The sequence below is a fragment of the Streptomyces sp. NPDC091282 genome (assembly GCF_044757385.1).
Classification (GTDB): domain Bacteria; phylum Actinomycetota; class Actinomycetes; order Streptomycetales; family Streptomycetaceae; genus Streptomyces; species Streptomyces gramineus.
The window spans coordinates 922734-944776 of sequence record NZ_JBIVUX010000003.1; the positions used below are offsets into that span (position 1 = coordinate 922734).

The window sequence follows — 22043 nt, forward strand, 5'->3', positions numbered from 1 at the left end:
CAGAAACGGGCATGGCTCAGCCGTGCCCGAGATCGCCTCGCGCCGGTACCTGCCACGACGTGCGCGGAGACCGCGCCTGCTCACACCGGCCCCGCTGAGCGGACGGCCGCCGGACCACAGATCGATCTTGAGGCTCCGGATCGAACTTTACGTCAACTTGGCACGGAGGAAAGCCCTGGGAGGGTGACGATGATCCTGCAGCCCCGCTCGGATTCGGCCACGCCGATCCGGCCGCCGTGCAGATCCACCGCCCACCGGGCGATCGCCAGCCCGAGCCCCGTGCCGCCGTCGCTGCCGGGCCCGTGCGGCCGTCGTACGGCCCCCCGGTTGAAGCGCTCGAAGACGCGGTGCCACTCCGAGCGCGGGATCCCGGGGCCCTCGTCCAGGACCTCCAGTTCCAGCGACTCGGGCTGACGGCCGCGCCGTGCCTTCAGGGTCACGCGGCCGTGCGGCGGGCTGTGCTTGACCGCGTTGTCGATGAGATTCGCCACCACCTGGTGGATGCGCTCCGGGTCGGCGTGCGCCGTCAGCTCCGGAGGCGAGACGTCCAGGTGCAGATGGACGTCGGTACGGGTGTGGCTGCCGGAGTTCGAGGCCAGGCCGCGCGCCCCGGCGACCATGTTGGCCTCCTTGAGCACGCCCGACAGGTACGGCCACACCTCGAAGCGGCGCTGCCGCAGCGGTACGACGCCGTTGTCCAGGCGGGAGAGGTCCAGCAGGGTCTCCACCAGCCGTCCGAGGCGCTCGGTCTGCTTGAGGGCTGTGCGCATGGTCTCGGTGTCCGGCTCGGCGATCCCGTCGACGACGTTCTCCAGGACGGCCCGCAGGCCCGCGATGGGCGTGCGCAGCTCGTGCGAGACGTTCGCCACCAGCTCCTTGCGCTGACGGTCCTGGGCCTCCAGCTCGTCGGCCATGACGTTGATCGTCTCGGCCAGATCGCCCAGCTCGTCCCGGCGGTGCTCGCGCACCCGGCGCGTGTAGTCGCCCTGCGAGATGGACCGGGCCACCGCGTTCATGTCGTCCAGCGGCGCGGTGAGCGAGTGCGCCACGAACTGCGTGATCAGCAGGGTGGCGATCATCGAGAAGACCGTGATGAAGCGCAGCTCCGTCTTGGTGTGCACCGCGATCATCGACAGGCCCGTGGTGATCAGGACCGAGACGACGACCAGGGCGCCGAGCTTGGTCTTGATCGAGAACGGGCGCACGGTGCCCCAGGGTTCCTCCCCGGGACCTCTCGGTCCGGCCGGCCCGGCGGTCATGGCGTCGGTGTCTCCAGTGCGTAGCCCACACCGTGCACGGTGCGGATCCGCTCGGCGCCGATCTTCCGGCGGAGCGCCTTGATGTGGCTGTCGACCGTGCGGGTGCCCGAGGCGTCCGCCCAGTCCCAGACCTCCGCGAGCAGCTGCTCGCGGGAGAGCACCGCGCGCGGGGTGTTGGCCAGGCACACCAGCAGGTCGAACTCGGTCGGCGTGAGGTGCACGTCCTCGCTGCGCACCCGCACCCGGCGCTGCGCGTGGTCGATCTCCAGCTCGCCGAGGCGCAGGATGCCGGACCGGGGCGTGGAGGCCGCGACGGCCGCCCGCTCCACCCGGCGCAGCAGGACGTGCACCCGGGCCGCCAGCTCCCGCATGGAGAACGGCTTGGTCATGTAGTCGTCGGCGCCGACCCCGAGGCCCACCAGCATGTCGGTCTCGTCGTCGCGCGCGGTGAGCATCAGCACCGGCACCGGCCGCTGGGCCTGCACACGGCGGCAGACCTCCAGGCCGTCGAAGCCGGGCAGCATGATGTCGAGGATCAGCAGGTCGGGCTGCCAGGCCTCGGCGGTGTCGACGGCCGCCGGGCCGTCGCCCGCGGTTTGCACGAGAAATCCCTCGGCGCGCAGGCGGGCCGCGATGGCGTCGACGATCGTGGCATCGTCCTCGACGACCAGAACCCGGCGCTGGGCGCCCGGAGAAGCCGTCGCCGTGCCGTTGTGGGAGGTGTGTGTCTGCTCCATCGCCCGCCCCTGTGTGCTTTCCGGAACCAGTGGGGTGATCCCATGACTGCGATTGACGCTTGAATGATCCGCGTCAGGGATGCACCCTACGGGGACAGGCGGCGCACCCGCTATCCAGGGCGGACGGCGAGGTGAACGACGTCCGGAACGCCCCGGGCAACCGGGATCTCTTCGGTACGCACCTGTTTGAACCCGGCATTCCGCAAGGTTTCCTCGAACGCGGCACAGGGCTGGGCGGACCACACGGCGAGCACCCCGCCCGGCTCCAACACCCTTGCACAGCTTGCGAGTCCGACCGGTGAGTACAGGCCCTCGTTGTCCTCGTCGACCGTCCAGCCCGGTCCGTTGTCGATGTCCAGGCACAGCGCGTCGAATGTGTCGGAAGTCTCATTGACGTACGTGACGAGATCGTCCTCGACGATCTCCGTGCGCGCGTCCGCCAACGCGCCCGCGGACAGCGGGGACAGCGGGCCGTCCCGGTGCCAGCCGACGACGGCCGGCTCCCGTTCCACCACCGTGATCCGGCCCCAGCGGGGATCCCGCGCGGCGTGCGCCAGCGAGAACCCGACGCCCAGCCCGCCGATCAGCACGGCCGGTTCGGCGCGTCCGTCCAGCGCGTCCCGGGCCGCGTCCACGAGCAGCCGCTCCGAGCGGCCGTCGGAGGTGTCCATCAGGAAGCAGCCGTTGGCGATGATCTGCAGCAGCCGGCCGTGCCTGCGCAGCACCACCTCGCCGTACGGCCCCTCGCGCCGGTCCAGGACCACGGGTGGGCCGTCGTCCGCGGAGGTCCTGTCGATGATGTCCGCCATGCCGGCCATCCTGCCCCAACGCGGCTTTGCGGCCACGCGAATTACGGGTGTCGGACGGTCGCCCGGGTGTCACTCGTTCGAGGGGCCGCCCGGCGCTTCGCGCCCGTGGGCGGCCGCGGGCGGCTCGTATGGTTCCTCGCAACGCCGCACGGTTCTTCAGAAAATCCTGTGAATCGCTCGCCGGGTGGCTTCGGTCATAGACAGCCGCTCGGGGGACGGCGAAGGCTGGCGAGGTGAGACGGAAGGAGCACCCGACCGTGGAACGGACCGCCGGGGCCGCGTCGCCGCCCGTGCCGCAGCCCGTTCCCGCGGGCGCGCCCCCACCGGTGCCCGCCGCGGAGGCCGCCGTCCTGCTGGACGGGGTGCCGCGGCAGCGCGGCCCGCTCCTCGCCCTCCCGGCGGTGGCGATCCCGCGCGCCGTCCCGGCACTGCGGCCCTGGCGGCTGCTGCCCACGCCCGCCGGCACGCCGGTCACCTTCTTCTACACGCTGCTCCTGGCCCTCACCTCGCTCTTCGCCGAGTACGCGGGCCCCGGCCTGCTGCACGCCGTCTACCAGGACTCCAGCACCGACGTCGCCCACCTGTCACGCACCCCGGTCTTCGTCCTGCTGGCCAGCGCGCTGTGGGTCGCGGGCGGCCTGCTGTCCCCGTACGCGCTCGCCTTCGTGCTCGTGCTGACCGCGCTGGAACGGCGGATCGGCGGGGCCCGGGCGATCCTCGTCTTCCTGGCGGGCCACGTGCTGGCCACCCTCGCCACCGAGGTCCCGGTGGGCCTGGCCGTCCTGGCCGGCCACCTCCCCGGCACCTCCCTGCACCGCCTCGACTACGGCATCAGCTACGGCGTGGCCGCCGGGGTCGGCGCCCTGTGCGGCCTGCTCACCCCCTGGCTGGGGCGGCCGCTGCTGGCCCTGGTCGGCTACAGCCTCGTCATGGACCTGGTCGCCTTCCAGGACCCGATGACCAACTGGGGGCACCTGATCTCGCTGTCCATCGGGACGGCCCTGTGGCCCGTGGTGCGCCGCTGGCACCGCGAACACGCGGAGTCCTTGGCGGCCGACGTCTCCGGGGCCGGGCGCGCCGCCGGTTCCTGACCGCCGGTGCCCTTGCCGGGGCGGTGCGGACTCGGCCGGCATGGACCGTGCCGCGCCACCGTGGCGTGTCGCGCGATTCCCCGCGCCCCTTCGGGGGCGCCGTGGGCCGGCGCGGAATCAGGGTGCGGCGGTCGGTGTTCTGGCGGTGTCGGCAGGTCAGCGGGCGATCGCTCACAGCGAACGCACCCCCGGGAACATTCAGTGGCTCACATGCATTGAGTCGGCATAGCTCAAGTTCAATGCCGAAGGGGAGATCATGGCTTCGACGTCCGCATCACTCACCCTCCCTGTGCTGCCGCTCGACGACGAGGTCGTGCTGCCCGGGATGGTGGTCCCGCTGGACCTCAAGGACCCCGATGTACGTGCCGCCGTGGAGGCCGCCCAGGCCGCCGCCCGCAACGAGCCCGGCAAGCCCAGGGTGCTGCTGGTCCCGCGGGTCGACGGCACCTACCCGGGCACCGGTGTGCTCGGCACCGTGGAGCAGGTCGGCCGGCTGGCCGACGGCGACCCCGGCGCGCTGATCCGCGGCCGGTACCGCGTCCGCATCGGCGCCGGCACCACCGGCCCGGGTGCCGCCCTGTGGGTCGAGGGCACCCGCGTGGAGGAGAACGTCCCGGATCCGGTGCCCGGTCACGTCACCGAACTGGTCAAGGAGTACAAGGCCCTCGCCACCGCCTGGCTGCGCAAGCGCGCCGCCTGGCAGGTCGTGGACCGGGTGCAGGCCATCGACGACGTCTCGGCGCTCGCCGACAACTCCGGCTACTCGCCGTTCCTGACCACCGACCAGAAGATCGAACTGCTGGAGACCCCCGACCCGGTGGCCCGGCTGAAGCTCGCCACCCAGCAGCTGCGCGACCACCTCGCCGAGCAGGACGTGGCCGAGACGATCGCCAAGGACGTCCAGGAGGGCGTCGACAAGCAGCAGCGCGAGTTCCTGCTGCGCCGCCAGCTCGAAGCGGTCCGCAAGGAGCTGCGCGAGCTGAACGGCGAGAACTCCAAGGATTCGGCCGAGGAGTCCGACGACTACCGCTCCCGGGTGGAGGCCGCCGACCTGCCGGAGAAGGTCCGCGAGGCCGCCCTCAAGGAGGTCGACAAGCTGGAGCGGTCCAGCGACCAGTCGCCCGAGGGCTCGTGGATCCGGACCTGGCTGGACACGGTCCTGGAACTGCCGTGGAACGAGAGGACCGAGGACGCGTACGACATCCAGGGCGCCAAGGCGGTCCTGGACGCCGAGCACGCCGGCCTGGAGGACGTGAAGGCGCGGATCACCGAGTACCTGGCGGTGCGCAAGCGCCGCAGCGACCGGGGGCTCGGGGTCATCGGCGGGCGGCGCGGCGGTGCCGTGCTGGCGCTCGTCGGCCCGCCCGGTGTCGGCAAGACCTCGCTCGGTGAGTCCGTCGCGCACGCGATGGGCCGGAAGTTCGTCCGGGTCGCCCTCGGCGGTGTCCGGGACGAGGCCGAGATCCGCGGTCACCGCCGTACCTACGTCGGCGCGCTGCCCGGCCGGATCGTCCGTGCGGTCAAGGAGGCCGGTTCGATGAACCCGGTCGTCCTGCTGGACGAGATCGACAAGGTGGGGTCCGACTTCCGGGGCGACCCGGCGGCCGCCCTGCTCGAAGTCCTCGACCCGGCGCAGAACCACACCTTCCGCGACCACTACCTGGAGGTCGAACTCGACCTCTCGGACGTCGTCTTCCTGGCCACCGCCAACGTCCTGGAGGCCATCCCGGAGGCGCTGCTCGACCGGATGGAGCTGGTCCGCCTGGACGGCTACACCGAGGACGAGAAGGTCGTCATCGCCCGGGACCACCTGCTCCCGCGCCAGCTGGAGCGGGCCGGACTCGGCACGGACGAGGTGGCCCTCGACGAGAGCGCGCTGCGCAAGCTCGCCGGGGAGTACACCCGGGAGGCGGGCGTGCGCACCCTGGAGCGGTCGATCGCCCGGCTGCTGCGCAAGGTCGCGGCCCAGCACGAACTGGGGGAGCGGGAGCTGCCGTTCACGATCACGGACGCGGACCTGCGGGGCCTGATCGGCCGTCCGCACCACGTGCCCGAGTCCGCCCAGGACCCGGCCGAGCGCCGTACGGCGGTCCCGGGCGTGGCGACCGGTCTCGCGGTCACCGGAGCGGGCGGCGACGTCCTCTTCGTGGAGGCGTCGCTGGCCGACCCGGAGACGGGCGCGGCGGGTCTGACCCTCACCGGTCAGCTGGGTGACGTGATGAAGGAGAGCGCGCAGATCGCCCTGTCCTTCCTCCGCTCGCACGGCGCCGAACTGGAACTCCCGGTCGGCGACCTGAAGGAGCGGGGCGTGCACATCCACTTCCCGGCGGGCGCGGTGCCCAAGGACGGCCCGAGCGCCGGCGTCACCATGACGACGGCCCTCGCGTCCCTCCTGTCGGGACGCCTGGTCCGCACGGACGTGGCCATGACCGGCGAGGTCTCGCTGACCGGCCGGGTGCTGCCCATCGGCGGCGTGAAGCAGAAGCTGCTCGCCGCCCAGCGCGCCGGGGTGAAGACCGTCATCATCCCCAAGCGCAACGAGGCCGACCTGGACGACGTCCCGGCGGAGGTGCTGGACAAGCTCGACGTCCACGCCGTCACCGACGTCCGGCAGGTCCTGGAGCTGGCGCTCGCGCCCGCCACGCAGGGCGCGGCGCCGGAGGTTCCGGCAGCGGCGTGACGGACGCTGCCGGAGGAGGAGGGCCCGGGTCCCCGCGAGGAGGCCCGGGCCTTCGGGCTGCCGGGCGGCGTCAGCCGTTGGCGAGCGCGACCACCCGGTCGAGGGCCCCGTTGAACTTGTCGTGGTCCCCGACGGTCGGTCCTGACGACGTGTACTGCCACGCCGTGTAGTAGGACCAGCCGGCGGGCAGCGTGCCCACGTCCGAGGCGTACCGGGCGATCCACAGGGGGTGGGCGGCGGCGAAACCGCCGTAGTTGCCGGTGCAGTCCTTCCACCAGCTGGTGGCCGTGTAGATCACGGCGTCCCGGCCGGTGCGCTTCCGGTAGGTCTTGAGGAAGTCGGAGATCCAGCTGACCATCGCGCCGGTGGACTTGCCGTAGCAGGCGGCGCCGTACGGGTTCCACTCGATGTCGAGGGCGCCGGGCAGGGTCCTGCCGTCCTTGGACCAGCCGCCGCCGTGGTCGACGAAGTAGTTCGCCTGGGCGGCGCCGCTCGTGGTGTCCGGGGTCGCGAAGTGGTACGCGCCGCGGATCATGCCCACGTCGTAGGAGCCGTCGTACTGCTGGGCGAAGTAGGGGTTCGTGTAGTACGTGCCTTCGGTCGCCTTGGTGTACGCCCATTTGACCCCGCTGTTCAGCAGGGTCGGCCAGGCGACGTTGCCCTGGTGGCCGGAGACGTCGACGCCCTCGGTCTGGGCGGCGTCGCTGCTCTTGGGCGTGCCGCCCTGGCCGTCGTGGGCCAGGACGCCCATGCCCATGTACGCCGAACCGCGCGCGGGGGCGGCCGAGTCGGCGTGGGCCGGGATCGGGGAGACCGCCGCGACCAGGAGCGCGAGCAGTCCGGTGAGGAGAGTGGGGGCGGGTCTGTGCACGGGCATGACGTGCCTCCGTGGGGTGAGGTGGGGTTCCCAGATATGCCAGAGACGGCCGGTGCGAGGGGCGCGACACGACGCGGGGTCACACGGCGTGACGCGGGCCGGTGGCGTGGGCATGCCATCTTTTTGCCTGCCGGAGACGCTACGCAGGCCGCGGACGCCGGGGAAGGGGGTCCGGCGGCTGCCGTTGGTCTACGCCTGCGGAATACTTGGCGAGCTGCGGCGACGACGGGGTTTGACGGAAACTTTCAGGACTGCGAAACCGATCAGGGGTGCTGACGTGCACGACGACGAAAAGGGCGACGGACTGCGCGCCGCCACCGGGCTGACGCCGACCGGTGCGGACCAGGAATTCCTCACCCTGGAACGCGAGTTGACCGTGCTGCTGCGCCGGGCCCGCGCCAACCAGGGAGAGATGGCCCGCGAGGTCCATCCCGACCTGGAGACCGCCGCCTACGGCCTGCTGGTCCGGCTCGACGAGTGCGGCGGCCAGCGCGCCACCGAACTGGCCGCCTACATCGGCGTCGGCAAGGCCACCATGTCCCGCCAGCTGCGGGCCCTGGAGGAGCTCGGGCTGATCACCCGCGCACCCGATCCGGCCGACGGCCGCGCCTGGCTGGTCGCCCTCACCGACGAGGGCCGGCGCCGGGTCGGCACGGTCCGCGAGGCCCGCCGCGGCCGGTACGTCAGCCAGCTCGCCCACTGGCCGCGCCGGGAGGTCGCCGAACTGGCCCGGCTGCTCCACCAGCTCAACGGTGTGATGGAGAAGTAGCCGCCGGCGCGTCAGAACTCGACGTACACCACCGTCGCGTCGTCGTGCGTCTTGCTCCGCCGCAGGAACGCCCGCTCCTGCCGGTCCGCCGCCTCCAGCTCCCGCACCCGGTCGACCAGCGCCCGCGCGCCCCGCTCGGCCACGACCTCGAAGAGGGCGGCCCAGTCGCCCTCGCGGAACTTCTCCGTCCAGCGGGTCGCCCCGTCGGTGAGGGCGGCGAGCGCGCCGACCCGGTCCCGGGGCAGGCTCCCGGTCACCGCACGGGCCGCCACCGAGGGATCGGCGGCGGCCGTGAAGAAGCCGCCCTCCTTGTTGCGGACCGTGGCGTCGGCGATCGCGTCCGAGGCCAGCGAGGAGCGCGGGAGGCGGTCGAGCCGGTCGTCCAGGACCGCGGTGACCGCGCCGTCCGGGGAGCGCAGGAGCAGCGCGGAGTCAGACAGGACGAGGTACTCCAGGGCCTGCGCGGTCCAGCGGGCCAGGACGACCGTCGCCTGGGGCGTGCGCGGGTGAGAAAGGTCACAGGTGTCACCGTGGGCGTCCGCGGTGCGCCGGATCGCCCGCCCGAGGATGTCCCGCAGTGTCAGATCTGCTGCCGAAACGGTCAGTTCGGTCAGCGCACCGCCGAGCCGCGCGGTGAACCAGGGGACGGAATGCAGACACCCGGTGCCGCCCACCGGCGGGGTGACGCCGTCCAGGACGATCAGGCAACCCCCCTGTCCCGAGGCGGGAACTCCGACACCGGCGAAGTCCTCGTTGGGGCGGTCGGGGGTGCCTGGCTCCGAAACGACTTCCGTACGCATCCGGCCAGTCTGCACGACCCCTTCACGATCTTCGCCAAAGGCTGGCAACCGTCCGGGAATTCACGCAGCACCGCAGGTCAGCCGCCTGCTTTGGGCAGGAATGGCGTACTCCGGGAAGGCGTGTCGGCGAATACTGCCAAAGCCTGACCTCCGCGTCCAACCGGCCCGCCGGAAAAGGCCCCGGCACAGTCCGGCGGAACTTGCCCGCCAACTCCCCTCCGATGTTCACTCCTTCGGGTGGCGACTGAGGCGATGCCGAACCGCCGCCCACCGGCGCTGGGAGGGTCGGGGACCTACATAACGGGTGCAGTACCGGGTACGCGCACCACTTGGCACCGACATGCCGGGGATTATGACGGAGTGCCACCCGGCCCCTTGGTACACGAGTTCAGGAGTGCGAGCACCGGTGCAGAAGACGCGGCCTCGGCGCACAGGCAAGAAGACGGCCTCCGACACGGGCGCCGTCGCTCCCGTCGGCACCGGCCGCCGCAAGCACGTCCGCACCCGGCTGATCGTGGCCGTGGCGGTGGTCGCCGCGGCGATCGCGGGAGCCGGCGCCCCGGCCCTGCTGACCGCCTCCGGGCAGCTGAGCGACTCGCAGGACCTGGTGACCCTCGCCGGGCGCACCCAGGACGCGCTGGCCCTGGCCCACTCGCTCGCCGACGAACGTGACGAGGTCACCTCCTACGTCGCGGCGGGCCGGCCCAAGTCCAAGGCGCCCTCGCAGGACCGCGGCGCGCGGGTCGACCGCCAGGTCGAGGACCTGCGGGCGGACACCGGCATCCCGGGCTGGCTGCGCACCGACCTCGACGGCATCGCGGCCGTCCGCCGGTCCGCGCTCACCGGCCGCAGCACGGCCCTGCAGGCGCACGAGGCCTACACCCGGACCATCACCGAACTCCACCGCCTCGCCGGCGAACTCGCCGAGCAGACGCCCCCGCGGGCCGGCTCCGGCGCCTACGCGCTCGCCGAGCTGGACTCGGCCGTCCAGCAGTCCGCCGCCGCCCGCGGCCTCCTGCTCGCGGCCCTGAACATCCCCAGCTCCACCCAGACCACGATCGACCCGCTCACCGGTCTGCCCGCCACCAGCACCACCACCTCCGACGCCGACCGCAAGCAGCGCGACGCCCTCACCGCGGCCGCGCAGCAGGCCAGGCTGCGCGCCGACGCCGCCCTCGCCGACTTCCGCGACACCGCGCCCGAGGCAGCGGTCGAGTCCTACGACTCCACGGTCACCGGCAACGACGTCAACAGCGCGGACAAGTACCTGGCCGCCCTCACCGACCAGCCGACCCTCTCCGACGACGACCTCGCCACCGGCACCAAGAAGCTGGACGCGGCGCTGTCCGCCCGGGTCGACCTGATGCGGGGCACCGAGTCCGCCCTCTACGACCGCCGCACCAAGGACCTCGCGGCGCTCCGCGACGACGACGTCACCGCGCTGGAGATCCGGGTCGCGGTGGTCGGCGCCCTGATGCTGGTGGCGGTGGGCATCGCCACGGCCATGGCCCGCACCCTCACCCGCCCGCTGTCCGTGCTCCGCCGCGGCTCGGCACGGCTGGCCGAGGCCGAGGACCCGCGCACCGCGGAACCGATCACCTTCACGGGCCGCAACGACGAGTTCGCCCAGGTCGTCCGCTCGGTCAACGCCCTGCACGCCCACTCCGTGGAGCTGTACGACCGCATCGCCACCCTGGAGACCGACCGCAAGCACCTGGTCGGCCAGCGCCAGAAGATGGCCGACGCCCGCGAGGAACTGCGCGCCGAGCTGACCGACGCCGGCGACCAGCTGGAGCGGCTGCGCACCAGCATCGGCGGCACCTTCGTCAACCTCGCGCTGCGCACCCTCGGCCTGGTCGAGCGGCAGCTCGCCGTCATCGAGGGCCTGGAGGAGCGCGAGCAGGACCCCGACCGGCTGGCCACCCTCTTCAAGCTCGACCACTTCGCCACCGTCATGCGCCGGCACAGCGAGAACCTGCTGGTCCTCGCGGGAACCGAGCACGTCCAGCAGCACGCGGGCCCGATCCCGCTGGTGGACGTCGTGCGCGCGGCGGTCAGCGAGATCGAGCGCTACGAGCGGGTCCGCATCTCGGCGCTGCCCCCGCACGCGCACGTGGCCGGCTTCGCCGCCGACGACCTCAGCCACCTGCTGGCCGAACTCATGGAGAACGCCTCCTCGTTCTCGCCGCCCGACGTACCCGTGGAGATCTCCGGCTGGCTGCTGGAGAGCGGCGAGGTCATGCTCTCCGTGCAGGACGAGGGCATCGGCATGACCGCCGACCGCCTGGTCCGCCTCAACGGCCGCCTCGCCGACTTCGACCCGGAGTCGCCCTACGACCAGGAGGGCGCCGACGGTCTCGGCCTCGGCCTCTACGTCGTGGCGCGCCTGGCCCACCGGCACGGCGTCCGGGTGCAGCTGCGCGAGCAGAAGCAGGGCGGGGTGGCGGCGGTCGTGGTGCTGCCCCAGCCGCTGCTGGCCGCGGCCCCCGCGACGGCGGTCCCCCCGGCCACGACGGCGCCCGGCGGCCCGCACCACTTCTCTCTCCCCGGCGCCGACGCGGAGGCCAACTCCAACGTCCTGCCGGCCCGCCCGAAGTCCGGCGACCCCCTGGTGCTGCTGGCGGAGCAGGCCGTACGCGACGCCGACGAGCACCCCGCCCACGAGCAGGCGGACGCCTCGACGGCGGCGGCCCCGGAATCGGCGGCCCGCCCGAAGGCCCCGGCCGAGACCCCCGCCGAGACGACGATGGAGCTGCTGCTCCCCGACCTGGAGGGCCCGGCGCCCGCGGCGGACCGGGAGCAGCCCCGGCCGGCCGCGGCCGAGGACCACCGGTCGCACCCCGCCGACACCGAGGCCCCGGCCCGGCCGATCCCCGCGCCCGCCGCCGGCGAGCCCGCCGTCCCGGCGGCACCCGCGGCACCCGCGGCCTGGAACGACGCCGGCGGAGCCGAGGAGCACTCCCGTCCGCTGCCCGCCCCCGGCACCGAGTCCCGCACGGACGGTGCCCCCGGCGACGGCGGCGAGGACGAGGACCAGGTCACCAGCAAGGGCCTGCCCAAGCGCACCCCCAAGATCACCGCAACCGCTCCGGCCCCCCGCCAGCGCGGTACCGGTGTCGACGCCGACGCCCTGCGCCGCAGGCTCGGCGGCTTCCGCAGCGGCGCCGACGCCGGCCGCCGGGACGTCGAGGCGGAGATCGCCGAACAGACCGGCCAGAACCAGGTGCCGCGCACCGCATCAGCCGTACCCGGATCACCCGCATCCGGTGAAGCAACGGGGGGCACAGTCGAGGAGGCAAGCAGTTGACCGCGCCCAGTACCTTCGGACTGAGCAGTGAGGCCCGTAACCTGCACTGGCTGCTGAGCAACCTGGTGGAAGAGGTGTCCGGCATCCAGTCGGTCGCCGTCGTCTCCTCGGACGGTCTGCTCCTGCTCTCCTCCGACCCCGGCCGCAACGAGGAGGCCAGGGAGGCCCGCGGGGCCGCCCGCACCGGCCCGCGCGGCTCCGCCGCCGACCTCGCCACCGTCGTCTCCGGCATCGGCAGCCTGACCATCGGCGCCGCCCGGCTGATGGACTTCGGCGGCGTCAAGCACACGATGGTCGCGATGGACGAGGGCAGCCTCTTCGTGATGTCCATCAGCGACGGCTCGCTGCTCGGCGTCCACGGCTCCGCGGAGTGCGACATGAGCGTCGTGGCGTACCACATGGCGCTGTTCGTCGGCCGCGCCGGTCACGTCCTGACCCCCGAACTCCGCAGTGAGCTGAGGAAGTCCCTGGAGGCAGACGCGACGAGGAGCGGCCGATGAGCAGCGCGCCGAAGAACCGCAGGCAGAACCTCCCGGTGCGCGGCGGCGAACGCAAGCCCGCCCGCGTCCGCCCCTACTCGCTCACCGGCGGCCGTACCCGCTTCGGCCACGTGCTCCTCGTGGAGACCTTCGTGGCCGCGCTGGAGGCCCCCGAGGAGCGCAAGGAACTGACGAACGGTTCCCTCAACACCCGGGTCATGCCGGAGATGCGGGCCATCGTCGAACTGTGCCGCCGGATGCGTACGGTGGCCGAGATCGCCGCGCTGCTGAAGATGCCGCTCGGTGTGGTCCGGGTCCTGCTCAGTGACCTCGCGGACCAGGGAAAGATCCGTGTGTACGGAACGGGGACCGGGCACGGCGTGGGCCGTCCGGACCGCGCTCTGCTGGAAAGGGTGCTGAGTGGACTACGCCGTCTCTGACGCCTCCGGCGTCGCCCCGCTCCTCGACGGGGAGGAGCAAGAGCGGTCCTGGCAGACGGACCGCAGCCGCGCCCCCATCGCCACGAAGATCGTCGTGGCGGGCGGTTTCGGCGTCGGCAAGACCACCATGGTCACCGCCGTCTCGGAGATCACGCCCCTGCAGACCGAGGCGCTGATGACCGAGGCCAGCGCGGAGACCGACGACCTCACCGCCACGCCCGGCAAGCTCACCACCACCGTGGCGATGGACTTCGGCCGCATCACGCTCGACGACGACCTGGTGCTCTACCTGTTCGGCACGCCGGGCCAGCAGCGGTTCTGGTTCATGTGGGACGACCTGGTGCGCGGCGCGATCGGGGCCGTCGTCCTCGCGGACACCCGGCGGCTGAAGGACTGCTTCCCGGCGCTGGACTACTTCGAGAGCTGCGGGCTGCCGTACGTCGTCGCGGTCAACCACTTCGACGGCAGCGAGCGCTTCGAACCCGACGACGTGCGCGAGGCATTGACGATCCCGTCGAACATACCTGTAATGATCATGGATGCCCGCCGCCGTGTCCCGGTGATCGAGACGCTGCTGTCCCTGGTCGCCCACGCGCTGGAAGAAACACCCGAGTAGGAGAACGGTCCCCGTATGCGGAAGATACTCGTCGTGGGGGCCGGACAGTCCGGCCTCCAGCTCGCCCTTGGCCTCCAGTCGCACGGCTACGAGGTCACCCTGATGTCGAACCGGACCGCGGACGAGATCCGCTCCGGCCGGGTCATGTCGACGCAGTGCATGTTCCACACGGCACTGCAGCACGAGCGCGATCTCCAGCTGAACTTCTGGGAGTCCCAGGCCCCGAAGATCGAAGGACTCGGCGTCTCGGTCGCCGCCCCCGGCTCCTGGGGCGAGGGCCCCGCGGCCCGCGCGATCGACTGGGTGGGCAGGCTCGACGGGTACGCGCAGTCGGTGGACCAGCGGGTGAAGATGGCCGGCTGGATGGAGACCTTCGCCCAGCGCGGCGGCCAGCTGGTCATCCACGGCGCGGCGGTCGGCGACCTCGACTACTTCGCCCGCGCCTACGACCTGGTGCTGGTCTCGGCCGGCAAGGGCGAACTGGTCCAGATGTTCGGCAGGGACGCCTCCCGCTCGCCGTACACGGAGCCGCAGCGGGCCCTCGCCGTCGCCTACGTGCACGGCCTCGCCCCGCGCCCCGAGCACCCGGACTTCCACGCGGTCCGCTGCAACCTGGTCCCCGGTGTCGGCGAACTCTTCGTCATGCCGACCCTGACCACCTCGGGACCGGCCGACATCCTCTTCTGGGAGGGCGTACCCGGCGGCCCGCTGGACGTCTTCAACGGCGTCAAGGACCCCTCGGAGCACCTCTCCCTGACCCTCGGTCTCATGGAGCGCTACACCCCCTGGGAGTACGCGCGGGCCACCAAGGCCGAACTGACCGACGCCGGCGCCACGCTGGCCGGCCGCTACGCGCCCACCGTCCGCAACCCGGTCGGCCGCCTCCCCGGCGGCGGCCTGGTCCTCGGCGTCGCGGACGTCGTCGTCGCCAACGACCCGATCACCGGCCAGGGCTCCAACTCGGCGTCCAAGTGCGCCGCCGCCTATCTCGCCTCGATCCTCGAACACGGCGAGAAGGAGTTCGACGAGCCCTGGATGCGGCAGACCTTCGACCGCTACTGGGACACCGCCCAGCACGTCACCAAGTGGACGAACGCGATGCTCGCCCCGCCGCCGGAGCACATCCTCAACCTGATCGGCGCCGCCGGCCAGCTCCAGCCCGCCGCCGACCGCTTCGCCAACGCCTTCAACGACCCGGCCGACTTCGAGAACTTCTTCTACGAACCGGAGAAGACGAACGCCTACCTGGCGTCGATCTCGGGGGCCTGACCGGCTTCCGGTCGGTGTTCCGGCCGTCGTCCCCCGTCGGCGCAGGGCCGGCTCGGTCGCTTGATCGGCGGGGGTCGTACAGTGCGCCGCATGTCGAATCGTTTGAGACGCACCCTTGTCGCCGCGGCCAGAGGCGCCGCCTCGGTCTGCGGACTTGTCGTGTTCTGGATGGTCCTGGGTACTTCGCCGGCCGGGATCGTGCCGTGGGCGGTCGGTTTCGCCGCGCTGTTCGCCGCGATCACCTGGTACACGTGGTGGTTCTACGGGGACTCCCCCAAGGCGCTCGCACTGCGGGCGAAGGCCGAGGCGAAGGAGTCCCGGACCCTGGGGCGGTAGCTCCGGACCCGCGTGCTTCGCGCGGTGGACTTTACGGGCGTCTCCCGGTGGCCGGCCCCGGGCCTTCCCTGACGTGAGTCCGGAAGGCCTCCCCGGCCGACGCCGCCCGCGATCAGAGGTTCGATGTGGGGCGGTAGCCGTCGTCCGGGCCCCGGGCGGCCGACGGCGGGAGTTTCGGGGGTGTGTAGCGGGCCAGGGGGCGTGCCCTCGGGTCCGGGCGGACCGCGCCCAGGATGGGGTTGGCCGCGATGGGGGAGACCTTGATCCGCGCGCCGGGGCGGGGGGCCTGGACCACCTTGCCGTCGCCGAGGTAGAGGGCGACGTGGGTGGCCTCGGGGAAGTAGACGACCAGGTCGCCCGGGCGCAGGTCGGCCAGCGGGATGTGCGGCAGGCCGGACCACTGTTCCTGGCTGGTCCGCGGGATGGCCGTGCCCGCGTGGTCCCAGGCCTGCTGCGTGAGCCCCGAGCAGTCGTACGACAGCGGTCCCGCCGTGCCCCACCGGTAGGGCTTGCCCAGCTGGTCCACCGCGTAGCGCACCGCGCGGTCGCCTTCCCGGGAGGGCGGCGGTGTGGTGGCGGCGAGCGCACCGGACGTCGTCAGCCGGCGCTGGGCCGCGGTGACGCCCGCCTGCTCCAGGCCGGCCACGGCGGTGAGCTGGTCCGGGGTGAGGGCGGCCAGCATCCGTTCCACGTCCGCGAGCCGGGCCCGCACCTCGTCGCGCTGCTCCTTCTGCCGTGCGGCGAGCGCGAGCCGGGTGTCCAGCGCGGTGCGGGCCCGCCGGGTCAGCTCGGAGCGCTTCCTCTCGTCGTCCGCCAGCCGGTCCACCGTCCTGGCCCGCTCGCGCGCCAGCTGTCCGATGACGTGGCCCTCGTCGAGCGCGTGCTGCGGGTCGCGGGCCAGGAGCAGCCGCAGGTACGGGGAGAGCCCGGTGGCGCTCTGGTACTGCTGCCGGGCCAGCCGGCCGGCGGCGGCCTCGCTGGTGTGCAGGGAGCGCCGGGACCCGGCCAGTTCGTCGTCCAGCCGGTCCACCTCGGCGCGCTGGCGCTTCAGCCGCTCCTCGGTCGCGTTGTAGGTCTCGGTGGCCGCTTCCGCCTGCCGGTACCGCTGCTGGAGGTCGGTCAGCAGCTCGGCCACGGGCCGCTCGGGGACGGGCACCGCGGGTGCGGCGGCCACCGGCGCGGGTGCGAGGACGGCCTGGGCCGCCACCGCTGCCGTACAGGCCAGGCGCAGGAACCTTCCTGACACGTCATCACCTCCGACACGGGACGGTCCGTCCGTTCCGCGTCGTGATAATCAGACATGTCGGCTTGATCTGTGCAGTGCCGGTGGGCTCATCGGACCAGCCGATTCACCCTTCCGTGTCGTACGGCTTCTTCGACCACGGCCACTTCGGACCCGAGGCGCCGCCCTTGCCGGTCGGGTCGTACGCGTACTTCCAGCCCTGGGCCAGGCCCAGGCGCTTGCCGTGCCCGCGCGGGACGCGCCGGTAGACCAGCACGGTGGGCGGGCCGCCGTCCGGGTCCGGGACCGGGATGCGGTACGTCTTCGGGGGGTGGCCGGTCATACCGAGCAGCACCGGGAGCACGCGCCCGTCCATGGGGCCGCCCTCGAAGGGGGTGTCCTGACTCTTCACGCCACCAGTCTCAGTCATCCGCCGCGAGGGCGTCGACGAGGGCGGCCGTCTGCGGGTCGCGGCGCGCGGTCACGCTCAGGACGGCGACGAACTGGTCCACCAGCCAGTCCCGCAGTTCGCCGGCGGGCGGCTGCTTGTCCTCGTCGAGCCAGATCAGGGACGCCGCCTCGACGGCGGTGATCCACATGCGGACCGTCATCCGCAGCCGCGGCCCGGGGTCGGCGACGCCGAGGTGGCTGAGGATGTGCCGCGCGGCGGCCCGCCGTACGCCGTCCACGATGGCCGTGGTCCGTGAGGTCTCCACCACGCTGCCGCCCTGGAGCAGGGCGCTGAAGCCGGCGTCGTGCTGGTCGACGAAGGCGAGGTAGCGGTCCAGGGCGCGGGAGAGGCGGGGCACCAGCGGGCCCTCGCGGGGTTCGTCGAAGCAGTGCTCCAGCTCCTCGGCGGCCGAGCGCAGGGCGGCCTCGTAGAGCTGCTGCTTGCCGCCCGGGAAGTACCGGTACACCAGGGGGCGGGAGACTCCGGCCGCCTCCGCCACGTCGTCCAGGGAGACGTCCTCGGGGACGCGGTGGGCGAAGAGGGAGAGGGCCGCTTCGAGGAGCTGGCTGCGCCGCTCCTCGACGGACAGCCGGCGGTAGGCGGGGGTGGCGGCCGACGGGGTCATGGTCGCAGGGTAGCCGGTGTGCGGGAGGCGCCGGCCGGTGCGTCGTCGGCCGGGTGCGCGGCCGGCGGCGGTGGCAGCGGGCCCGCACCCCTCCGGGCGGGCCGGTGCGGTGGCCCGAGGGGTGCGGGTGCTCGCGGGCGGCGCCGCCCGGCCGTGCCGCGCGCTCAGGCCAGCAGCCCGGAGCTCTTCCACAGCCGCCGGCCGGCTCCGCGCAGGACGCCGATGTCGTCCAGGAAGTCCGTCAGCTTCCGCGCGCCGTTCTGCATGACCTCCCGCCGGTGCCCGCTCGCCCGGACCTGCGCCACCGCCTCCCGCCGGTCAAGACCCACGTTCGTGTAGACCTCGGGATTCACGAAGGCCACCGAGAACACCCGAGCGAACTCGCCGGAGGTGAGCCGGGTGAACTCCTGGGACCAGCGGGGTGCCGTCAGCATCTGGTGGCGCAGCTCCTCGCGGGCGTACCGCACGTGCCGGGCCTCCTCGACCACGTGGATCCGCGTGACCCCGCGGACCAGCGTCTGCACCCGCTCGTCGGGGAAGGTCAGCCGCTGCATCCAGTCCAGGACCTCCTCGCCGAGCAGCGTGGCCGTGAAGGAGCCGGGCGTGGTCGAGATCGTCTTGAACAGGCGGCCCAGGTTCAGGTGGGCCCGGCCGACCGGGTACCAGGGTGCGTCACCGCGGGCGATCAGGCGCGCGAACATCTTCGAGTGCCGGCACTCGTCCTCGATCTCGGTGAGCGCGTAGCGCACGTGCGCGCTGGTCGCCGACTTGTCGTAGATGTGCCGTACCAGCAGCTGCATCAGGATCAGCTCGAACCAGATGCCGAGGGAGGCGAGGGCCGCGGCCTCGTGCTGGGAGAGCAGGATCCGCTGCTCCTCGGACATCCGCTTCCACATCGGGGTGTCGTAGAGCGACACCAGCTCCGGCGGCCAGAACCACTTGCCCTCCTCGAAGGGCGCGTCCCAGTCCAGCTCCTTGTCCGGGTCGAAGGAGTGCTTCGCGGAGGAGACGAGCAGCCGTTCGGCCACCTGCTCGCGGTCCTTGAGCAGGCCGAGCGCGTCGCGCAGTCCGTCGACCGCGTCCGCATCCGTCAGGGTCGTCATGGCTCCCTCACCTCGTCACCGGGGGTGTGTCGTCGTCCGTTCTTATAAGACCGCTTGTCAGCAAGACGGTCAATCCCCCGCGCACGACTTGTTGACTCCGCGTCTACCCCGGTTCAGAGCCCCAGCACCGCCCGCATCACCGCCCGCGCGATCGGTGCCGCGTCCCCGCCGCCGCTGATGTCGGCCCGGTCGGCCGCCGCGTCCTCCACCACGACCGCCACCGCGACCTTCGGTTCCACGTCGGTGTCCGCCTGCGCCCAGGACACGAACCAGGCGTACGGCAGCCCGGTGTTGCCGACGCCGTGCTGCGCGGTCCCGGTCTTGCCGCCGACCGTGGCGCCCCGGATCGCCGCGTTGGCACCGGTGCCCTCCTGGACCACGTCCGTCATCAGCTCCTTCATCCGGACGGCCGTGGCGGGACTCATCACCTGCCGGACCGACCCGGCACCGCCGGTGGCGACCGTCTCGCCGGTCCGCCGCAGGGTCCGCTCCACCAGGTACGGCGGCCGGGCCATCCCGCCGTTGGCCACCGCCGCCGCGACCATCGCCATCTGCAGCGGAGTGGCGCGGGTGTTGTACTGCCCGATGGACGACAGCGCCAGCTGCGCCCGGTCCACGCTCGTGTCGAAGGTGCTCGGCACCGCGGCGAACGGGACCCGCAGACCCTGGTCGTTGAAGCCGAACGCCTGGGCCGTCGCCGTCATGCCCGCGACCCCCACGTCCACACCCAGCTTGGCGAAGACCGTGTTGCAGGACCACGCGAACGCCACCCGCAGCGAGGCGTCCGCGCAGCCCTCCGCCTCGTTGGTCAGCCGGGTCGTGGTGCCCGGCAGCCGGTAGGGGTCGGGGGAGTCGGTCGGCGCGTCCAGGTCGGTGATCACGCCCGTGTCCAGCGCCGCCGCCGCGGTGACCACCTTGAACGTCGACCCCGGCGGATACGTCTGCCGCACCGCACGGTTGAGCATCGGCTTCTCCGGGTCGCCGTTCAGGCGCGCCCAGGCCGCGGTCACCGCCGCACCGTTGCCGGACAGCTCCGCGGGGTCGTACGACGGGGTGGAGACCAGGGCCAGGATCCGGCCGGTCGACGGCTCGATCGCGGCCACCGCGCCCTTGCGGGAGCCCAGGCCCCGGTAGGCGGCCTCCTGGGCGTACCGGTTCAGGGTGGTGACGACGTTCCCGCCCGGGTACTGCTTCCTGCTGGTGTCGTTCCACAGCGGGAACGGCGCCAGCATCGGGTCGGTGCCGGAGAGCAGGGCGTCCTCGGCGTGCTCCAGGAAGGTGGTGCCGTACAGCTGGGAGGCGAAGCCGGTGACCGGCGCGTACAACGGGCCCTGCGGGTAGGTGCGTTCGTAACGGAGCTGCTCCCGGCTGTCCCGGGAGCCGGTGACCGGTTCGCCGCCGACCAGGATGTCGCCGCGCGGCAGGCCGTAACGGGCGATGCTGGTCCGGCGGTTGGCCGGGTTCTCGTCGTAGGCGTGCGCGCGGACCACCTGGACGCGGGCCGCGTTGACGAGCAGGGCGAGGAGCAGCAGGGCGCAGAAGGCACGGGCCCGCCGGATGTACTTGGCCATGCCGGTGTTCTGGCGGTCGCGCCGGCTCACGGGGCCACCCGCCCGTCGTAGTGGCGGCGCGCCGAGTCGCTCACCCGGATCAGCAGCGCCACGATCGCCCAGTTGGTGACCACCGACGAGCCGCCCTGGGCGAGGAACGGCATCGCCATGCCGGTCAGCGGGATCAGGCCGGTCACCCCGCCCGCGATGACGAAGACCTGGAGCGCGACGATCGAGGCCAGGCCGACCGCGAGCAGCCGGCCGAAGGGCTCGCGCAGGGCGAGGCCGGCCCGGTAGCCGCGCTCGACGAGCAGCCCGTACAGGAGGAAGATCGCCGACAGTCCGGCCAGGCCGAGTTCCTCGCCCGCGGTGGCCAGGATGAAGTCCGACTTGGTGGCGAAGCCGATCAGGATCGAGTGGCCGAGGCCGAGGCCGGTGCCGATCATCCCGCCGGCCGCGAACGCGAAGAGCGACTGGGCGAGTTGGTTCGGGCCCTGCCCGGCGTCGATCGACGCGAAGGGGTGCAGCCAGTCCTCGATCCGGCCGTGCACGTGCGGCTCCAGATGGCCGACGGCGACCGCGCCGAGCACCGCGAGCACCAGCCCCACCGCGATCCAGCCGGTGCGCCCGGTGGCCACGTAGAGCATGACGACGAAGAGGCCGAAGAAGAGCAGCGAGGTGCCCAGGTCGCGTTCGAGGATCAGGACACCGACGCTCACCAGCCAGATGGTGACGATCGGCCCGAGCACCCGCCCGGTCGGGAACTGCATGAACCACAGCCGGCGGCCGGCGTAGGCGAGGGCGTTGCGGTTGGCGGCGAGATAGGCGGCGAAGAACACCGCGAGCAGCACCTTCGCGAACTCGCTCGGCTGGATGGAGAATCCGGCGATCCTGATCCAGATCCGGGCGCCGTTGACGGCCGGGAAGAAGATCGGGAGCAGCAGCAGGACGAGCGCGGCGGCCACGCAGACGTAGGAGTAGCGCTGGAGGAGGCGGTGGTCGCGCAGCATCAGCACGACCATGATGAACAGGCCGACGCCCAGGGTGGACCAGACGAGTTGGGCCGGGGCCGCCCGGTCGCCGGGTGTCTGCAGGTCCAGCCGGTAGATGAGGACCAGGCCGAGTCCGTTGAGCAGGACGCCGATGGGCAGCGGCAGCGGGTCGGCGTAGGGCGCGCGGAAACGTACGGCGAGGTGGGCGACGAGGGCGAGGACGCCGAGACCGGCGCCGTAGCCCGCGGCACCGGGCGGGACGGTGCCGGTCCTGGCCAGGCCGACCGCGCAGTATCCGTACACGGAGAGCAGGACGGCCAGCACGATCAGGGCGAGTTCGATGCCGCGGCGCCGGGGGAGACGTACGGCGGCGGCCGGGGCCGCGGGTGCCGTGAGGGTGGTTCCGGCCTTGGTCATGTCCGGAACTTACCCACATCGTGCGAGATGCGTGCTGTGTTGGCTTGCGCCAGCGTGGCGTGGGGTGGGGCGGCCGGGGAGGTGTGGCGCGCACCCGCCGGTGGGGGCTTGTCGCGCAGTTCCTCGCGCCCCTTCAGGGTGGGGGATGGTCGGGGAGGTGTGGGATGCGCCGGCCGGTGGGGGCTTGTCGCGCAGTTCCCCGCGCCCCTTCAGG

20 protein-coding genes are annotated in these 22043 nt (G+C 72.6%); 9 read left to right on the plus strand and 11 right to left on the minus strand.

Translation table 11 applies throughout. The annotated features are described in order from the left end of the window. Positions 1–152 precede the first annotated feature (152 nt). From ACIQOE_RS18120 to ACIQOE_RS18130, 3 genes are all read right to left on the minus strand, one after another. Entirely contained in the window at positions 153–1259 is a 1107-nt protein-coding gene (locus ACIQOE_RS18120) for a HAMP domain-containing sensor histidine kinase (RefSeq protein WP_351321815.1), read from the minus strand. Beyond that, entirely contained in the window at positions 1256–1996 is a 741-nt protein-coding gene (locus tag ACIQOE_RS18125; RefSeq protein ID WP_351321817.1) for a response regulator transcription factor, read from the minus strand. The genes ACIQOE_RS18120 and ACIQOE_RS18125 overlap by 4 nt, the downstream gene beginning before the upstream one ends. Before the next feature lie 110 nt (positions 1997–2106). Further along, entirely contained in the window at positions 2107–2805 is a 699-nt protein-coding gene (locus tag ACIQOE_RS18130; RefSeq protein ID WP_351321819.1) for a spermidine synthase, read from the minus strand. Between the two features lie 257 nt (positions 2806–3062). Here ACIQOE_RS18130 and ACIQOE_RS18135 point away from each other — a divergent pair, with 257 nt between their 5' ends. Both ACIQOE_RS18135 and lon read left to right on the plus strand, forming a co-directional pair. Continuing rightward, positions 3063–3896, plus strand: coding sequence for a rhomboid-like protein (locus tag ACIQOE_RS18135; RefSeq protein ID WP_401412306.1), 834 nt, complete (start codon positions 3063–3065; stop codon positions 3894–3896). A 256-nt stretch (positions 3897–4152) separates the two neighbouring features. After that, positions 4153–6576 carry an endopeptidase La gene (gene lon / locus ACIQOE_RS18140; protein WP_351321823.1) on the plus strand — a complete coding sequence of 808 codons (2424 nt, stop codon included), beginning with the start codon at positions 4153–4155 and terminating at the stop codon, positions 6574–6576. Positions 6577–6646: 70 nt separating this feature from the next. Here lon and ACIQOE_RS18145 read toward each other — a convergent pair whose 3' ends face one another. After that, positions 6647–7453, minus strand: coding sequence for a lysozyme (locus tag ACIQOE_RS18145; RefSeq protein ID WP_401412308.1), 807 nt, complete (start codon positions 7451–7453; stop codon positions 6647–6649). Positions 7454–7730: 277 nt separating this feature from the next. On the opposite strand from ACIQOE_RS18145, the gene ACIQOE_RS18150 reads away from it, so the two are divergent. Then, positions 7731–8222: a MarR family transcriptional regulator gene (locus tag ACIQOE_RS18150; RefSeq protein WP_363014144.1), complete on the plus strand. Its 492-nt coding sequence runs from the start codon at positions 7731–7733 to the stop codon at positions 8220–8222. A gap of 11 nt (positions 8223–8233) precedes the next feature. On the opposite strand, the gene ACIQOE_RS18155 is transcribed toward ACIQOE_RS18150, so the two are convergent. Beyond that, positions 8234–9022, minus strand: a complete 789-nt coding sequence (locus ACIQOE_RS18155) for a hypothetical protein (RefSeq protein WP_365556531.1) — start codon at positions 9020–9022, stop codon at positions 8234–8236. A gap of 406 nt (positions 9023–9428) precedes the next feature. Between ACIQOE_RS18155 and ACIQOE_RS18160 the strand changes: the two genes are divergently transcribed. The 6 genes from ACIQOE_RS18160 (at position 9429) to ACIQOE_RS18185 (ending at position 15469) form a co-directional block, all read left to right on the plus strand. Next, positions 9429–12329 carry a nitrate- and nitrite sensing domain-containing protein gene (locus ACIQOE_RS18160; RefSeq protein ID WP_401412312.1) on the plus strand — a complete coding sequence of 967 codons (2901 nt, stop codon included), beginning with the start codon at positions 9429–9431 and terminating at the stop codon, positions 12327–12329. Next, positions 12326–12829, plus strand: coding sequence for a roadblock/LC7 domain-containing protein (locus ACIQOE_RS18165; RefSeq protein ID WP_351321832.1), 504 nt, complete (start codon positions 12326–12328; stop codon positions 12827–12829). Before ACIQOE_RS18160 ends, ACIQOE_RS18165 begins: the two co-directional genes overlap by 4 nt. Next, positions 12826–13248: a DUF742 domain-containing protein gene (locus ACIQOE_RS18170; RefSeq protein WP_399012144.1), complete on the plus strand. Its 423-nt coding sequence runs from the start codon at positions 12826–12828 to the stop codon at positions 13246–13248. The genes ACIQOE_RS18165 and ACIQOE_RS18170 overlap by 4 nt, the downstream gene beginning before the upstream one ends. Then, positions 13229–13864, plus strand: a complete 636-nt coding sequence (locus ACIQOE_RS18175; protein ID WP_351321836.1) for an ATP/GTP-binding protein — start codon at positions 13229–13231, stop codon at positions 13862–13864. The genes ACIQOE_RS18170 and ACIQOE_RS18175 overlap by 20 nt, the downstream gene beginning before the upstream one ends. Before the next feature lie 15 nt (positions 13865–13879). Continuing rightward, positions 13880–15133 carry a styrene monooxygenase/indole monooxygenase family protein gene (locus ACIQOE_RS18180; RefSeq protein ID WP_365556527.1) on the plus strand — a complete coding sequence of 418 codons (1254 nt, stop codon included), beginning with the start codon at positions 13880–13882 and terminating at the stop codon, positions 15131–15133. Positions 15134–15223: 90 nt separating this feature from the next. Further along, entirely contained in the window at positions 15224–15469 is a 246-nt protein-coding gene (locus ACIQOE_RS18185) for a hypothetical protein (RefSeq protein ID WP_365574000.1), read from the plus strand. A 112-nt stretch (positions 15470–15581) separates the two neighbouring features. Here ACIQOE_RS18185 and ACIQOE_RS18190 read toward each other — a convergent pair whose 3' ends face one another. The 6 genes from ACIQOE_RS18190 to ACIQOE_RS18215 all read right to left on the minus strand — a co-directional run bounded on the left by ACIQOE_RS18190 (position 15582) and on the right by ACIQOE_RS18215 (position 21829). After that, complete coding sequence (locus ACIQOE_RS18190) at positions 15582–16715, minus strand: NlpC/P60 family protein (RefSeq protein ID WP_401412315.1); 1134 nt, start codon at positions 16713–16715, stop codon at positions 15582–15584. A gap of 103 nt (positions 16716–16818) precedes the next feature. After that, a complete protein-coding gene (locus tag ACIQOE_RS18195) occupies positions 16819–17103 on the minus strand; it encodes a hypothetical protein (RefSeq protein WP_351321844.1) in 285 nt (94 codons plus the stop codon). Between the two features lie 10 nt (positions 17104–17113). Continuing rightward, positions 17114–17767, minus strand: coding sequence for a TetR/AcrR family transcriptional regulator (locus ACIQOE_RS18200; RefSeq protein ID WP_365556523.1), 654 nt, complete (start codon positions 17765–17767; stop codon positions 17114–17116). 164 nt (positions 17768–17931) lie between these two features. Then, entirely contained in the window at positions 17932–18870 is a 939-nt protein-coding gene (locus tag ACIQOE_RS18205) for a diiron oxygenase (RefSeq protein WP_351936608.1), read from the minus strand. A 113-nt stretch (positions 18871–18983) separates the two neighbouring features. After that, positions 18984–20441: a penicillin-binding transpeptidase domain-containing protein gene (locus ACIQOE_RS18210; RefSeq protein WP_401412551.1), complete on the minus strand. Its 1458-nt coding sequence runs from the start codon at positions 20439–20441 to the stop codon at positions 18984–18986. A 26-nt stretch (positions 20442–20467) separates the two neighbouring features. Then, positions 20468–21829 (minus strand): FtsW/RodA/SpoVE family cell cycle protein, encoded by a 1362-nt coding sequence (locus tag ACIQOE_RS18215; RefSeq protein ID WP_351321852.1) that lies wholly within the window; start codon positions 21827–21829, stop codon positions 20468–20470. Positions 21830–22043 lie beyond the last annotated feature (214 nt).